Genomic DNA, 15986 nt, shown 5'->3' on the forward strand with positions numbered 1-15986 from the left:
CCCACAAGAATGTCGGGGACACGGCAATCACAGAACGAATCCGCAATCACAGAACGAATCCGCGCCGCGGCTACACCAGCAGGGCCTCGGCGAAGACGTAGACCGCCAGGCTGATCAGCACCAGCGCCACCACGGAAAGCAGTGCCCCTCCCCGCACCATGTCCAGCACCTGCAGGCGGTTGCTGGCGAACACGATGGCATTCGGCGGGGTCGCCACCGGCAGCATGAAGGCCACGGAAGCGGCAAAGGCGACGGGGAGTGCCAGCATCAGGACCGGCACGTCCATGCTCAGCGCAAACGCGGTGACCAGGGGTAGCAGCGTGGCGGCCGTGGCCGTATTGCTGGTTACGTGGCTCAGCGTCATGGTCAGCAACACCACCCCGGCCATGATCAGGATCAGCGGCCAGGTCTGCGCGATCACCAGGGCATCGGCCGCCAGCTCCGCCAGACCACTGGACTCGATGGCCGCCCCCAGGCTCAGGCCGCCTCCGACCAGCAGCAGCACGCCCCAGGGCAGTTCGCGGGTGTTGTCCCAGGCCAACAACCTGCGCTGCTCCATGGAACCCGAGGGGATCAGGAACAACAAGCCGGCGCCCAGGATCGCAATGCCGGCATCGGTCAGCGAGATGGGCAACCACCCCTCCAGCAGCGGCCGTGTCAGCCAGGCGAGCGCGACCAGCACGAACACCGCCGCCACGCGCTTCTCTGCGGTCGACCAGCGCCCGACCGTGGCGCGCTGCTCGTCCAGCAGGGCGCGCAGGCCGTTCAGTTCGACCCGGTGCACCGGAAACACCCAGCGCGTCAGCAACCACCACGCGAGGGCCAGGAGGATCGCCGCCAACGGCAGGCCCAGGGTCATCCATTCCAGAAACCCGATTTCCATCCCGTGGCGATCCCCGAGATAGGCCGCGGTCAGGGCGTTCGGCGGCGAGCCGATAATGGTCGCCATGCCCCCGATGTTTGCGGCAAAGGCGATCCCCAGCAACAACGCCAGGGCCGGGCGCCGCGACTCCGCACTCGCCCCCGGCCCCTGTGGCGATGCACCACGTTCAATCAGGCCCAGTACCGACAGGGCGATCGGCAGCATCAGCGCCGCGGTCGCGGTATTGCTGACCCACATGGACAACCCGGCCGTGGCCAGCATGAAGGCCCCGACCAGGGCGTGCAGACGATTCCCGGAACGGGCCACGATCGCGAGCGCCATGCGCCGGTGCAAATCCCAGCGTTGCACCGCCAAGGCGATCGCAAAGCCACCCATGAACAGGAAGATGATCGGGTTCGCGTAGGGCGCGGTCGCGTTCTCCATCGAGGTAATGTCGAGGACCGGGAGGATCGCGATCGGCAGCAGCGCCGTGACCGGCAGCGGCAACGCCTCGCTGATCCACCAGGTCGCCATGAACAGCGTCAGCCCCAGCACCCACCAAGCCGCCGGATCGAACCCCGTCGGCGCCGGCACCAGCAGGAACAGCACAAAGATCGCCGGGCCCAGCATCAGGCCGATCCGGGCGCGCCAGTCCACCGTCGAGCCCTTCGCCACCGCCGCTTCACCTTCCTGCCCCGTCTCGTCGGTATCCGCCATGCGCCTCGTCTTGTGGGAAATCCGCCGGGGTGAAAACCAACCGGCATCATCGGGAATTGCATCGCCCGGGCAACGTGACTATCGTTAACCCGTTATGCGTCGCTCCCGGTTCGGGTGCGCCGCCGCCTCAGTTTCTCACGACACCGTACAAGGAGTCTTTCATGGCCTACGAACTGCCCGATCTGCCCTACGCCAAGAACGCGCTGGAGCCGCACATCTCCGCCGAGACGCTGGAATACCATCACGACAAGCACCACGCGACCTACGTGACCAAGCTGAACGGCCTGCTGCCGGGTTCCGAGTTCGAAAATGCCTCGCTGGAAGACATCATCAAGAAGGCCCCGGCCGGCGGCATCTTCAACAACGGCGCCCAGGTCTGGAACCACACCTTCTACTTCAACTGCATGGCCCCGAACGCCGGCGGCGAACCTTCCGGCAAGCTCGCGGACGCGATCAACAGCGCCTTCGGTTCGTTCGATGCCTTCAAGGAGAAGTTCAACGAATCCGCCGTCGGCAACTTCGGTTCCGGCTGGACCTGGCTGGTGCAGAACAGTGATGGCTCGGTGGAGATCGTCAACACCTCCAACGCCGCCAACCCGCTGCGCGACGGCAAGACCCCGCTGCTGACCTGCGATGTCTGGGAGCACGCCTACTACATCGACTATCGCAACGCGCGCCCGAAGTACCTCGAGAACTTCTGGGCCGTGGTCAACTGGGACTTTGCTGCCCAGCAGATGAAGTAAACCCCAAAGGGTTTATATACTAGGCGCCTTTGGCCGCATGATGCGGCTGCGCCTTTCATCGAGCCGGCGGTCCTCCGCCGGCTCTTTGGTTTCGGAGAACCCAATGAACGACGCCCTGCAGAACACCTACAAGCGCCTGCCCGTCGCCTTTGAACGCGGCGAAGGCGCCTGGCTGTGGGACACCGACGGCAAGCGCTATCTGGATGCCCTGTCCGGCATTGCCGTGTGCGGTCTCGGACATGCCCACCCCAAGGTGGCACAGGCCATCTGCGACCAGGCCAGCACGCTGGTGCATACCTCCAACCTGTACCGTATTCCGCTGCAGGAACAGCTGGCCCGGCGTCTGTGCAAGCTGGCCGGCATGGACCGCGCGTTCTTCTGCAACTCCGGAGCCGAGGCCAACGAAGCGGCGATCAAGCTCGCCCGCCTGCACGGCCGCGCCCGGGGCATCGCCGAGCCCAAGATCGTGGTGATGGAGGGCAGTTTCCACGGCCGCACCCTGGCCACGCTGTCCGCCACCGGAAACCCCAAGGTGCGGGCCGGGTTCGAACCGCTGGTCTCGGGCTTCGTGCATGTCCCGCACGGCGACTTCGATGCGGTAGAGGCCCTCGCCGAAGACCCCGACGTGGTCGCAATCCTGGTCGAGCCGGTCACCGGCGAAGGCGGGATCCATGTCCCGCCCCCTGGCTACCTGCGGCGCCTGCGCGAGCTGGCCGACCGCAAGGACTGGCTGCTGATGCTGGACGAGATCCAGGCGGGCATCGGACGCACCGGATACTGGTTCGCCTTCCAGCACGAGGGCATCACGCCGGACGTGGTCAGCCTGGCCAAGGGGCTCGGCAACGGCATCCCCATTGGCGCCAATCTGGTCGCCGGTGCGGCGCGCGAGCTGTTCAGTCCCGGCATGCACGGCACCACCTTCGGCGGCAACCCGCTGGTGTGCCGGGCGGCGCTGGCCGTGCTCGACGTCATGCAGGACGAGGCCCTGTGCGAACAGGCCGCCCGCCAGGGCGAATTCCTGCTGGGTCGCCTGCGCGACCGCCTGAGCGATCACCCGGGCGTGGTCGCCGTGCGCGGCCGCGGCCTGATGATCGGCGTCGAGCTGGACCGCCCGGCGGGCGAGCTGGTGATGGCCGCCCTGGAACGCGGCCTGATCCTGAACGTGACGGCGGACCGCGTGATCCGCCTGCTGCCGCCGCTGATCATCGACGACGACCAGGTGGAACAGATCGCCGCCACCGTAGCCGACCTGGTGGATGCCTTCCTGTCATCCTCTGTCCCCAAGGAGGTCTCTGCATGAACCCTCGCCATTACCTCTCGTTCCTCGATCTCTCCGGGGATGAAACCCGTGCCCTGCTGCAACGGGCGATCGAGCTCAAGCAGCAGCTGAAGTCGGGCGGACACCACGACGACCTGCTGCGCGGCAAGACCCTGGGCATGATCTTCGAGAAGTCCTCCACCCGCACCCGGGTCTCGTTCGAGGTGGGCATGCAGCAGCTGGGCGGCAACGCCCTGTTCCTGTCCCCGCGCGACACCCAGCTGGGCCGCGGCGAACCGATCGAAGACACCGCCCGCGTACTCTCGCGCATGGTCGACTGCGTGATGATCCGCACCTACGAGCACGAGAAGATCGAACTGTTCGCCAAGCACTCCTCGGTCCCGGTGATCAACGGCCTAACCGATCTGGAGCACCCGGCGCAGCTGCTCGCCGACCTGCAGACCTACGTCGAGCACCGCGGCGACATCCGCGGCAAGCGCGTGGCCTGGATCGGCGACGGCAACAACATGTGCCACAGCTACATGTACGCCGCCCGCCAGCTGGATTTCCAGCTGGTCGCCGCCTGCCCGGAAGGCTACGACCCGGAGCCCAGCGTGGTCGAAACCACGCAGGAACACTTCGAGCTGACGCGCGACGCACGTGCCGCGGCCGAGGGTGCGGATCTGGTCGTCACCGATGTCTGGGCGAGCATGGGCCAGGAGCAGGAAAAGAGCGCGCGGCGCCGGGCCTTCTCCGGCTTCTTCGTCGATGCCGACCTGATGCGGCTCGCCAACGACGACGCCCTGTTCATGCACTGCCTGCCGGCGCACCGCGAGGAAGAGGTCTCCACGGATGTCCTGGAAGGCCCGCAAAGCGTCGTCTGGGACGAGGCCGAGAACCGCCTGCACGCCCAGAAGGCCCTGCTCGAATTCCTGATCACCCTCAACGCCAGCTAGCGTTCTTCGCGTCCCCTTTTATCCATCACGAAGCACACGAAGATCCGAAGGGCACAGAGGACACAGAGGACACAGAGGACACAGAGCAGATCCAGGGTAGAAAAATCGCCTGATTGGCGACGAGAGTCAGCCAGTCACGGGGATCGTCCGGGGACGTAAATGGCCCGTCGCAGGTCGCTCTAATCCGGGCCGTTTGGGAATGTCACCCTCCCCGGCCCTTGCCCCTGCACTGTCATCCCGGCCGGAGCGAAGCGAAGAGCCGGGATCTTCCCCGTTGGGGCAACCCCAGCCGCCGAGATCCCGGATAACCGCTACGCGGTTTCCGGGATGACGAAAAAGGCGGCGCGGGGAGTCCTGGAGCGCGTACCGCTGCGCTCCAGGGCCACCTTCGGCCGACGGGTGCGGTACACACCCGGGCCCGCACGATCCCTGGACCTGGCTGACCCATGTGGCGAATCAGGAAACCTCGAGAAGCAGTGGAATCCGGTGTCCGCGCGCCAAGCCTGTTGTCCGCATCCCATCAGCTTTCCTGCCCTTCTCTGTGAACTCTGTGGTTCCAGGCTATTGGCCTCCTTCGTGCGCTTCTTGGTTGGCGTAACGGCGTCGGGATCAGGCGCTAACGCGGCGGGCATGGATACGGCGGCGGGATTGCCAGCGGTAGAGCACGCGCCAGCCGAGAAGGAAGGCGAGGATGGCCGCGTACAGGGCGACCTCCACGTAGTCGGCGCGTGCCAGCCAGAGGAAGTGGAGCACCGCCAGCACGCCGGCCAGGTACACCCCACGGTGCAGCCAGACCCACTTCTTCTTGAGCCAGCGCTGGGCGGCGTTGGTGGAGGTCAGCGTCAACGCCAGCAGGATCAGCCAGGCGGCGAAGCCAACCATCACGAACGGGCGCTCGGTCAGGTCGTAGAGCACCAGTTCCCAGTCAAAGAACAGATCCACCCCCAGCCAGATCAGGGCGTGCGCGGTCACGTAACCGAACGCCACCAGCCCCAGCATTCGCCGCAGCCGCACGATCCACGCCAGCCCCGTCATCTGCCGCAGCGGTGTGACCGCCAGCGCGATCAGCAGGGCGATCATCGCGTGGGTGCCGGAGAGTTCCAGCAGCTTCTCGATCGGGTTCACGCCCAGCCCGTCGAACCAGCCCAGCGTACGCAGGCCAATCCAGGCCGCCGGGACCAGCGAGGCCAGCAGCACCGCCCACCAGACGCCACGCGGTGGCCGGGCGCGCGCCCGGCGCGTTGAGGACGTCATGCCGTCACCGCGTCAGATGTACCGCGTCAGGTCCATCCCCTCGTACAGCGAGGCGACTTCATCGGCATAGCCGTTGAACATCTCCGTGCGCCGGCGGCGGAACTCGCCGATCCGGCGCTCGGTGCGCTGTGACCAGCGCGGATGGTCCACGTCCGGATTCACGTTGCTGTAGAAACCGTACTCGTCGGACTGCGCCTGATTCCACAGGGTCGGTGGCTGGTCCTCGACAAAACGGATGTGCTGGATCGACTTGATGCTCTTGAAGCCATACTTCCACGGCACCACCACGCGGATCGGCGCCCCGTTCTGATTCGGCAACACCTCGTCGTACAACCCCACGGCCAGAATCGTCAGCGGATGCATCGCCTCGTCCAGGCGCAGCCCCTCGGTATAGGGCCACTCGAGCCCGCCACTACTGCCGCGGCGGCGGCGTTGGCCGCGCAGGTTGTCCGGATCGTAGATGCTCTCGAAGGCGACATAGCGGGCACCGCCGCGCGGCTGTGCCTTTTCGATGATGCGATTCAGCTCGAAGCCGATCCACGGGATCACCATGGACCAGCCCTCGACACAGCGCATGCGATAGATCCGCTCCTCCAGTGACCAGGGGCTGATGAAATCCTCAACCGCATACTCGCCGGGGTTCTCGCACAGCCCGTCCACGGTGATGGTCCAGGGGTCGGTCTTCAGCTGGTCGGCGTAGGTCTTGGGGTCACTCTTGCCCGGCCCCATCTCGAAGAAATTGTTGTAGCTGGTGATCTCGTCATACGCGGTCTTCGACTCGTCCGTGGAGTAGTCGCTGCCCTCGAACTCGAGCGGGTAGCCGCGCAGCGCGGCGGAGGCCGGCAACGCCATGCCCAGCCCCCCCAGGGCAAGACCGGCGCCCAACCCGACCCCGGCACGCAGGAACTCGCGCCGCCGCGCGTAGACCTCCGGCGGGGTGATCTCGCTATGGGAACACTCGGAACGACGTCGGGTGCGGATCAGCATGGCCTGCCCTCGCGACTGGTTGGCATGACAGTGAGAAGCGCTGTCACTCGTGCACGATGGACCAGAAGCAGCGTCCCGAGTTCGGCGTGCCATGCCCATAAGACAATCCGCCGAACAATAAGAATTTTCTGCTTGCGCAGCGCCGGGAACGATATATAAGGCTTTTCTGATACCGCAGTCCGGGGTGGCCCGGCCGGCTTGTCAGGAGACCCGACAATGGATCCCACGATCGACGACGTGGCCGATGGTGCCGACGAAATCGCCAGCCTGTTCGACAACCAGCTCGTCAATGACCGCGGCCCGGCACGCCACGCCGCTCGCCGCGCCCTGGAACGCCTGATGGAAGAACGCGCCCTGCGCGCCCACCTCGAGGACGACTTCGACCTGGCCCCCACCCACGAAGCCCTGGAGTGGTAACCCCCGGGGTGGCGCGCCCCGCCACCCCATTTCCGAAACGCCCCACATCATCGATGCGATTCGCTCCGCTGATCACATCCTACGAACCCATTTCTCCCCTCGTAGGATGTGATGAGCCCCGCGAATCGCATCACTCGGATACATCAACCACCCCGGGCCTCCCCCACAACCAAGCCATCTGATTCCGGCACGCCACCCCAATCCACCGGATACACACCTGCCCGCACAAACCGGTGAAAACTGGAGTACGGCCACTCGGCCACACAACGTGCCCAGCCATGCTTCACCGGGTTGTAATGGATATAATCGACATGGCGGACCCAATCATCCTCATCGCGGATGCAATGCTCCCAGAACCGGCGTTGCCAGAGCCCTCGCTCACCGCGTCTTGCCCGGCTACGCGTGCGCGCTTCGCCAGCACACACCAACCGCGAGAACCGCGCCTTGATCAACCGCCATCGGCGGCTGAAATCGGCATCATCGTCCGGCAGGCGCCAGATACAATGGAGATTCTCGGGCAACACCACCATCGCGTCGATCACGAACGGATGACGATGCCGCACCTCGCGAAACGCGTCTCTCAACGCGTCAATGTGATCCGTAAATAGGGTGTTTCCTACCCGAACGGCCGCATTCACAGTGAAAAAATACGTGCCACCCGGCACGCGCACACGGCGATAATCCGTCATCCGTCGCCTCCCTTCCCTGGGATTGGTTCGAACCGATGTTTGTGCTACTCCGGCGCGATGCGATTCGCTCCGCTCATCGCATCAACGCCCGGGGGCAGAGCCACCCCCTAGCCAAGGCCTTCATCGGTCCTCGTACCCCGTCAACTCCACGAAGCCCCGGCCGACCGGCTCGCCATCCGCGTCGAGGATATCCACGGCCCCTTCCCAATAGCGGACCACCGTGTCCATCTCCTGCTCGTCGCGCACTGCCACCACGGTCCACTCGCGCGCAGGCCCGCCACCCGGAGGCTCGATACGCAGGGACCATTCCACCGGATAGCGGTTGCCGGACGGCTGGGTGGCGTAGCGGGTGGGTTCGAGCTGCACCTGCTCCGGCTCCAGCAGGGCGTCCCCGGCATCCAGCGGCATCCAGCGACCTTTCGATAATTCGTGCGGCGTGCCATCGGGGCGGCGCAACTGGTAATACATCACGTCCAGCCCGTCATCCAGCTGCAGCGCAAACCAGTCCCAGCCCGCCTGATCCTCGGCCAGCGCACTGGTGCTCCATTCGCGGTCCATCCACGCCTGCCCGGTCACGTCCAGCGTTGCCCCCGAGGCACGGCGCACCTCGCCGGCCACCGCGATTCGGGGCATCGAGTAGTAATACGAGGCATCGCCCGGCTCCGGCCCCTTCTGGCTCAGGCCGGCCTCGCCCTGCAACACCGGCTCGCGCGCCGCCTCCAGTTCCAAGGACAGCACGTAGTCCTCGACCGTGAAGCGCAGCGTCCAGCGCGCCCCCTCCAGCCCGGCCAGTTCCCAATCCTCGGCCCAGACACGCCCCACCGGCTCGGTGGCCCCGGCCAGCCCGCCGCCATCGCGCACGAACCGCTCCTCGGATGCGTGAAACCCCGCGTCACGGTCCAGCACCGCCGTATGCACCATCCACAGATCGGGGCTAGCCCAGGCGGACGCGTGCCAGACCGCATCGCCCGCCAGCTCCGGCGCGAGCCCCACGCGGAAGAACGTCACGTGAAACGCGAAACGCTCGCCTTCGGGCCCGTCCAGATTCCCCGTCAGATACCACCACTCGTTGCGAAACCCCGGATGCGGCCCATGATCGCGCGGAAACTCGAACGCCCGCGGCGCATCGGCGCGGCGAAAGCCCGTGGTGTCCTCGCCCCCGAGCGCCTCGCTCACCCGCAGTCCGGTCACCCCCGCATCATCCGACTCCGGCGGCTCCCCACCCCCGCATGCGGCCAGTAATCCCACCAACAACATGACCAGAAGCCCCTGTGGGAGCGGGCCTGCCCGCGAAGCCCCTGCCCGCGCTGGATTCTGGCGGGACCCATTCGCGGGCAAGCCCGCTCCCACAGCGCCTCCCACAAGAGCTCCTAAAGCTCTGCCCACAAATCTGAACCCAAACATCAGGGCACCTCCCGTAGCGCCGGCACCAGGCGCATGCGCGCCATGCGCCAGGCCGGGATCACCGACGCCAGCAGCGCAGCCCCCACCCCCAGCAACACGGTCTCCCCGACCTCGACCCAGGGCAGGCGCAGGTCCATTCCCCAGCCAAAGGCCTCGCGGTTGATCACCTCGATCAGCAACCAGCCCATCCCCAGCCCGAGCGGGATCGCCGCCAGGGCAGCGAATACCCCGAGCACACCGCCCTGCAGCACCACCAGCCCGCGCACGCCGCCGGGCAACAGGCCGAGGCTGCGCAGCGTGGCGAACTCGCGCGCCCGTTCCATCTGCAACGCAATCAATGCCCCCAGGATCGCGATGAACGCGACCACCAGCGTGATCACCCGCAGCAGATGCGTGATCGCAAAGGTCCGATCGAAGATCGCCATCGACTCCTGCTCGATATCCCCCGGCCGCGTCACCAGCGCCGCGTGGTCCTGCGCCGCCAGCCACGCCTCCAGGTGTTCCACCGCCTGCTCGGCGTCAGCACCATCCGGCAGGCGCAGCCCGAACGAACCCACCCCGTCCGCGGACACGCCCCCGCGCACGAACGCCGCCTGCGTCATCAGGACCGTACCCTGCGGGTTCCCGTAGTCGCGATAGATCCCTAGGATCTCGAACGCCCGCCGCCCCCCCGCCGCGGCCAGCGAAAGCCGATCGCCCAACCCCACGTCGTGATACGCGGCAAACGGCTCGGTCACCAACACGGCATCGTCCGCGGCCAGCCGTGCCCCCAGCGCCTCGCGGGGCACGGCCGCCTCCAGTAGCGGCAGGTAGTCCAGCCAGTCGGCATGCGGACGCACCACGTACAGGTCCACCAGCCCCCGGTCACTGACGACCTCCTGGCTGGTGCCGGAACTGACCGACACGGCACCCGACCGGGCCACCAGGTCAGCGGTCCAGTCCTCGGGCAGGCGCGCCCCCCCGCGCGCCGAAGCCGGGGCCGCCGGCACCACGTACAGGTCCGAGGTCAGTGCCTGCCCCAGCCACTGCTCCACGCTGCCGCGAAAGCTCCCCACCATCACCGCCACGCCGATCGCCGCCGCCAGCGCCAGCGTCAGCGCCGAGGTGGCGGGCGCGCTGCGCGACAAGCTACGCTCCAGGCTGCGAACCGCAATGCGCGGCAGGGCCGCCCCGCGCACCAGCACCGCCAGGCCGCACAGCGTCCACGCCAGCACCCAGGGCAGCAGCAACACGAACCCCGCAATCAGCAGGAACAGTGCGACAAACCCGCCCACCAGCGCCCCGGCACCGGTCACGATCAACCCGACGCCCGCCAGCAACAGAACGATAGACGCCAGCGCCAGCCATGCGGCCCAGCCACGGGCACGCCGTTCCAGCCCTCCGCGCCCGGTGCCGGCCGGGCTCGCCACCCGCGCCGCCTCCCAGGCCGGGGCCAGTGCGGCCGCCAGCGACAGCCCCACGCCCAGCAGGAGCACCGCGGCCAGAGCCAATGGCCGCGGCGTGACCCCGGTCACCGCCACCGCGAAGAAGTGATCCGTCACCGTCTGCGCGACCTGCGCAACCAGCACCTGTGCCAGGGCCACCCCCAGCAGCGCACCCAGCAGCGTGCCGATCACGCCGACCAGCAGGGCCTCCAGCAGCACCACCCCGAAGATCGCCCGGCGCCCGACACCAACCAGGCGCAGGCTGGCAATCACCTCGCGCCGGCGCAGCACCGCAAAGGTCTGCGTGTTGTAGATCAGAAACGCCGCGATCAGCAGCGCCAGCAGGCTCATCGCGGTGAGGTTGATGCGGAACGCCTGCGCCAGCTGGCGCGCGGCCTGGCCCCGGCTCTCGACCGCCACAAGCTCCAGTTCCGCGGGCAATACGTCGGCCAGGGCCTCGACCTCGTCCTCGGCCAGCCGCACGTCGATCCGGTCCAGCCGCCCCAGCCGGTCGAGCAATACCTGCGCCGTGGCGATATCCGTCACCCAGAGCGCGGCGCCCGCATCATCAGGCGCGCCATCCCCCCCATCATCACTCGGGTCCTCGTCCCGTTCGGCGGCACGGTTGATCAACGTGACCTCGCGCTCGCCCCCGGCCGCCTCCAGTGCCAATCGAGCCCCATGCGCCTCCCCGCTCGCCCGGAACCAGCCCGCAGGCGGCAGGATCGTCCCCGGCTCGGTCACCAGGCGCTGCACCGGGGCATCGCCGATATCCGAGGCCGCCCCGCGAAACGGCCCCTCGGCCAGCGGATCGACGCCCAGCACGTAGATCGTCGTGCCATCCGGCAGTCGCGCCGGGCCCTCCACGATCGGGGCCGTATCCCGCCACCCGGCCATGCGCAGGTCGCGGTAAAAGGCCTCGTCGAAGCCGCTCGCCGGCCCCAGCACCTGATGCGTGGCGGCCCCGGCCACCTCGTCCATCGAGCGGTCGAAGGCCCGCTGGGCGGACTGGTTCGCCAGATCCACCGCCAGCACCACCGCCACGCCGATGATCACACCGACCAGCGTCAGCACCCGCTGCAGCGGCCGCCGACGCCAGTCGCGCAGCCACGCACGCAGAACGAGACCGCTCACGCCGGCAACCCCTCCACCGATTCCGGAGGCTGAAGGACCCCGTCGCGCATCGTCAGCACCCGATCCAGTCGCCCCGCCAGTTCATTGCTGTGGGTCACCAGCAACAAGGAACACCCGGTCGCCCGTACTTGCTCCAGCAGCAGCCCGAATATCGTCTCGCCAGTGCGCGAGTCGAGATTGCCGGTCGGCTCGTCGGCGAGGATCAGCGCCGGCTCGTGCACCAGCGCCCGCGCGATCGCGACCCGCTGCTGCTCGCCACCCGACAGCGCCTCCGGATACCGCTCACCCTTGTCCCCCAGCCCTACCGCCGTCAGCTGGCGTCCGGCGCGCTCGCGGCGGGCGGCCGCATCGGCCTGCGTTGCCAGCTCCAGCGGCAGCATCACGTTCTCCAGCACCGTCAGCGTCGGAATCAGATGGAACGACTGGAACACGATCCCCACGCGGGCCCGGCGCAGCCGCGTGCGTGCCGCCTCGTCCAGCCCCGCGAGCGCCTCGCCCGCCAGATGCACCTCGCCGCGATCCGCCGCCTCCAGCCCGGCCGCCAGATGCAGCAGGGTGGACTTGCCACTCCCGCTCTCGCCCACGATCGCCACGCGCTCGCCGGGGGCCAGCTCGAAGTCCACGCCGTGCAGCACCTCGCCCTCGCCGGGGTAGGCAAACGCCGCGCCGATCAGCCGCAGGACCGGCCCCGAAAACGCTGATGACTCAGCCATACGATCCGCCTTTTGTTGTCCGTTCCAGCCGGGGTGTCGGGCCGTCCCGGGAGACACCCGGCCCCGACTCCACATGACCATGAAGAGTAGATGAATGTTTCAAAATGCCACACAAGCGGTTGATTGAGGCCCGGCATCCGTTAGAATAAGCGCCATCTCCTCACACGGGAACGCGCCTTGACACGCCGATCAAGCAGCCGATCACGCAGCCGATCTATCTGCGCCTAGCGGCAAGCGTCCGTTCCCTAACCGGTCGCTTCCCGTCAGGCCTCTTTGATCAAAGAGCCGGGAACGGCCGGGCCCCACCCGACCCGAACCTGCACCATTCACCGCATTCGTGCGGCGCCGCGACGGCCTGTGCCCGTGCACAGTCCGCGCGCTGCCCCGATGCCGCCGGGAGAAGGGCATGGAGCTTCACCTCGAGCAGTCCATCATCGAGCTGAAGGAGCTGTTGCGTCTGGACGACCGCGACGGGCTCCACGAACTGCTCGACTACATGCGCGTGCAGGACATCGCCCACGCGCTGATGGAGCTGGGCGAGGAAGACCTCATCGCCGTCTTCAACCTGCTGCCCCCCGGGCGCAAGGCGGACGTCTTTGCCTACCTCGACACCGGGCACCAGATCCGCCTGCTGGAGGCCTCGCCGCGCGAGGACGCCCGCTTCATCCTCTCCGAGATGGAGGCGGACGATCTCACCGCCCTGCTGCAGACCCTGGACCCGGACACCCTGCGCGGCTACCTGCGCCTGCTGCCGTTCCGCGCGATCCGCCGCGCGCTCAAGCAGCTCAACTACCCGGAGGACTCGGTCGGCCGCGTGATGTCGCCGGATGTCGTCGCGGTGGACCCGGACTGGACGCTCAAGCGCGCCCTGGCCTTCATCCGCCGCAACGCGGACGAGCACTCCAACAACGTGATCTTCGTGGTCGATCAGGACCGCGTACTGCTGGCTGCCATACCCATCCGCCACTTCCTGCGCGCCAGCGCCGACAGCCCGGTGCGCGAACTGCTGGGCGAAGCCGACCCGATCACCATCGCGGTCTCCGAACACGCGGTAGAGGCCGCCCGCCGCATCCAGCACTACGACCTGGAGAGCCTGCCGGTGGTCGGCGAGATCGGCGAGCTGCTGGGCGTGGTCACGGTCGACGACGTGATGGACCTGATCGAGGCCGAGTCCACCGAGGACTTCCACAAGCTGGGCTCGGTGGGCACCCTGCCGCTGTCCCCGCAGGAGGCCAGCCCGTTCCTGCTCTATCGCAAGCGCATCGGCTGGCTGCTCGGTCTGGTCGCCTTCAACACCATCGGCGCGCTGATGATCTCCCAGTACGAGGACATCATCGAGGCGGTGGTGGTGCTGGTGTTCTTCCTGCCGCTGCTGATCGCCTCCGGCGGTAACGCGGGCGCGCAGAGTTCCACGCTGATGGTGCGCGCCATGGCCACCGGCGAGGTCACGGCCAGGGACTGGCTCCGGCTTTGGGCCAAGGAGATGGGCGTGTCCCTGACTCTCGGGCTCAGCATGGGCGTTGCGGTGTCGCTGGTCGGGCTGTGGCGTGGCGGGCCGGAGATCGCGCTGCTGGTCGCGCTGTCGATGACCATCATCGTTACCGTGGCCAGCATCCTCGGCATGCTGCTGCCGGTGGTCCTGAACAAGTTCCGCCTCGATCCGGCGACCGCCAGCGTACCGCTGGTCACCTCGCTCGCCGACATCGGCGGTATCCTCATCTACTTCACGCTGGCCACGGCCCTGCTCGGCCTGGCAATCCCATAGGACCTCCCGGATGAGCCCGACCGAACCGGATCTCGACACCCTGCCGCAGGCCCTGCAGACCGCGCTGACCGCGCCCACCGCGGAGGCCCTGCAGAGCCTGTGCGCCGAGCACGCGGCGCCGGATCTCTCCGACGCGCTGGAGGCCCTGCCGGCCCAACAGATGGAGGCCTTCTTCCAGCGCCTGGATGTCGAGTGCACCGCGGATATCTACGCCCACCTGGAATCGGATCACCAGTCGCGCGTGTTTCAGGCGCTGGACGACGAGCACGCCAGCCGCCTGGTCGCGGCCCTGTCCTACGATGACGCGGTCTCGGTGATCGACGGGCTGGAGGACGAACAGGCCGAATCCCTGCTCGAGACCCTCCCGGATGAAGACCAGGAGGCCCTGGAGACCCTGCTCGGCTACCCGGAGGAGAGCGCCGGGCGCCTGATGACGCCCGAGTTCGCCACGGTCCAGCCCGACTGGTCGGTGGCCGAGGCGATGGATCACCTGCGCGAACAGAGCGACCTGGCCGAGACCATCAACACCATCTTCGTGGTCACGCCCACCGGCGAACTGCTCGGCTGGGTGCGCCTGAAGGGGCTGCTGCTGTCGCGCCCCACCACCAGCGTGCGCGAGCGCATGAACACCGATGTCGTCAGCATCAGTGCCGAGGAAGACCGCGAAGAGGCCGCCCACCGCATCAGCCACTACGACCTCGACGTCCTCCCGGTGGTCGACGACAACGGCCACCTGCTCGGCATCATCACCGTCGACGACGTGATGGACGTTCTGCGCGCCGAGACCACCGAGGACTTCCACCGCATGGCCGCGGTGGGCGACGTCGTGATCTCGCTGCGCGATGCCAGCATGCAGCTGCTCTACCGCAAGCGCATCGGCTGGCTGGTCATCCTGGTCGCCGTGAACATCCTCTCCGGCCTGGCCATCGCCCACTTCGAGGCCGCCATTGAGACCGTGGTCGCGCTGATCTTCTTCCTCCCGATGGTCATCGCCTCCGGCGGCAACGCCGGCGCCCAGGCCTCCACCCTGGTCGTACGCTCGCTCGCCACCAACGACATCAAGCCCCAGGACTGGTGGCGCCTGGGCGGCAAGGAAATCCTGGTCGCCTCCGCCCTCGGCGCCACCCTGGCCGGCGCCATCTGGCTCTCCGGCAACTGGCTGGGCAGCCTCGAGGTCGCCAACGCCATCGCGCTCGGCATGTTCCTGGTCGTCCTGTTCGGCTCCCTGTTCGGCCTGCTGCTGCCGTTCACCCTCACCCGCCTGGGCGTCGACCCCGCCGTCGCCAGCGCCCCGCTCATCACCTCCGTGGTCGACGTCGTCGGCATCACCATCTACTTCGCCACCGCCGTCGCCATCCTCGGCCTCTAGCTCCCAGGCCCCGCCCCCAACCCTCCCTGTAGACATCATGGATTGACCTGCCCGACCTCGAGAGCGTGGGTTATGTTTTCGGGGTTGGGATAACCACCTTCAACACAGAGCCATTATCGAGGGGGCAGGTCATGAATGAGTTTATCGCGGAAGGGGTGAAGGATGCAGGCCCGGTGACGGGGCAGGCCGGGGTGAAGCGAGTGCTCGAGCAAGCGAGCAACGTCTACGGTGCCTACATCGGGCTGGACGTGCATAAGGAGACGATTGCGGTGGCGGTGGCCGAGTGCGGTCGTG

Annotated in this window: 13 protein-coding genes; 6 read left to right on the plus strand and 7 right to left on the minus strand. The window is 67.5% G+C overall.

Annotated features, from left to right (window positions below; translation table 11 throughout):
• Positions 1–70: 70 nt before the first annotated feature.
• Positions 71–1579 (minus strand): DASS family sodium-coupled anion symporter, encoded by a 1509-nt coding sequence (locus F618_RS0112660; RefSeq protein WP_019568780.1) that lies wholly within the window; start codon positions 1577–1579, stop codon positions 71–73.
• Between the two features lie 161 nt (positions 1580–1740).
• Between F618_RS0112660 and F618_RS0112665 the strand changes: the two genes are divergently transcribed.
• The 3 genes from F618_RS0112665 to argF all read left to right on the plus strand — a co-directional run bounded on the left by F618_RS0112665 (position 1741) and on the right by argF (position 4536).
• Positions 1741–2322: a superoxide dismutase gene (locus F618_RS0112665; RefSeq protein ID WP_018145408.1), complete on the plus strand. Its 582-nt coding sequence runs from the start codon at positions 1741–1743 to the stop codon at positions 2320–2322.
• 103 nt (positions 2323–2425) lie between these two features.
• Entirely contained in the window at positions 2426–3622 is a 1197-nt protein-coding gene (locus F618_RS0112670; RefSeq protein ID WP_019568781.1) for an acetylornithine transaminase, read from the plus strand.
• Positions 3619–4536, plus strand: coding sequence for an ornithine carbamoyltransferase (gene argF, locus F618_RS0112675; protein WP_018145406.1), 918 nt, complete (start codon positions 3619–3621; stop codon positions 4534–4536). Before F618_RS0112670 ends, argF begins: the two co-directional genes overlap by 4 nt.
• A 609-nt stretch (positions 4537–5145) precedes the next feature.
• Here argF and F618_RS0112680 read toward each other — a convergent pair.
• Both F618_RS0112680 and msrP read right to left on the minus strand, forming a co-directional pair.
• Positions 5146–5790: a sulfite oxidase heme-binding subunit YedZ gene (locus F618_RS0112680; RefSeq protein WP_026331232.1), complete on the minus strand. Its 645-nt coding sequence runs from the start codon at positions 5788–5790 to the stop codon at positions 5146–5148.
• Between the two features lie 12 nt (positions 5791–5802).
• Positions 5803–6777: a protein-methionine-sulfoxide reductase catalytic subunit MsrP gene (gene msrP / locus F618_RS0112685; RefSeq protein ID WP_018170015.1), complete on the minus strand. Its 975-nt coding sequence runs from the start codon at positions 6775–6777 to the stop codon at positions 5803–5805.
• A 216-nt stretch (positions 6778–6993) separates the two neighbouring features.
• On the opposite strand from msrP, the gene F618_RS0112690 reads away from it, so the two are divergent.
• On the plus strand, positions 6994–7194 hold the full coding sequence (locus F618_RS0112690) for a PA3496 family putative envelope integrity protein (RefSeq protein ID WP_019568783.1): 201 nt from the start codon (positions 6994–6996) through the stop codon (positions 7192–7194).
• 143 nt (positions 7195–7337) lie between these two features.
• Here F618_RS0112690 and F618_RS15715 read toward each other — a convergent pair whose 3' ends face one another.
• From F618_RS15715 to F618_RS0112710, 4 genes are all read right to left on the minus strand, one after another.
• Entirely contained in the window at positions 7338–7883 is a 546-nt protein-coding gene (locus F618_RS15715) for a transposase (RefSeq protein ID WP_081620908.1), read from the minus strand.
• A 120-nt stretch (positions 7884–8003) separates the two neighbouring features.
• Positions 8004–9140, minus strand: coding sequence for a lipocalin-like domain-containing protein (locus F618_RS0112700; protein ID WP_026331233.1), 1137 nt, complete (start codon positions 9138–9140; stop codon positions 8004–8006).
• A gap of 146 nt (positions 9141–9286) precedes the next feature.
• Positions 9287–11845 (minus strand): ABC transporter permease, encoded by a 2559-nt coding sequence (locus tag F618_RS0112705; protein WP_019568786.1) that lies wholly within the window; start codon positions 11843–11845, stop codon positions 9287–9289.
• Complete coding sequence (locus tag F618_RS0112710; RefSeq protein WP_018175787.1) at positions 11842–12558, minus strand: ABC transporter ATP-binding protein; 717 nt, start codon at positions 12556–12558, stop codon at positions 11842–11844. Before F618_RS0112710 ends, F618_RS0112705 begins: the two co-directional genes overlap by 4 nt.
• A gap of 406 nt (positions 12559–12964) precedes the next feature.
• On the opposite strand from F618_RS0112710, the gene mgtE (F618_RS0112715) reads away from it, so the two are divergent.
• Both mgtE (F618_RS0112715) and mgtE (F618_RS0112720) read left to right on the plus strand, forming a co-directional pair.
• Entirely contained in the window at positions 12965–14323 is a 1359-nt protein-coding gene (gene mgtE, locus F618_RS0112715; protein ID WP_018950851.1) for a magnesium transporter, read from the plus strand.
• 10 nt (positions 14324–14333) lie between these two features.
• Positions 14334–15692, plus strand: a complete 1359-nt coding sequence (gene mgtE / locus F618_RS0112720) for a magnesium transporter (protein WP_019568787.1) — start codon at positions 14334–14336, stop codon at positions 15690–15692.
• Positions 15693–15986 lie beyond the last annotated feature (294 nt).

The organism is Thioalkalivibrio sp. ALMg13-2 (assembly GCF_000381185.1).
Classification (GTDB): domain Bacteria; phylum Pseudomonadota; class Gammaproteobacteria; order Ectothiorhodospirales; family Ectothiorhodospiraceae; genus Thioalkalivibrio; species Thioalkalivibrio versutus.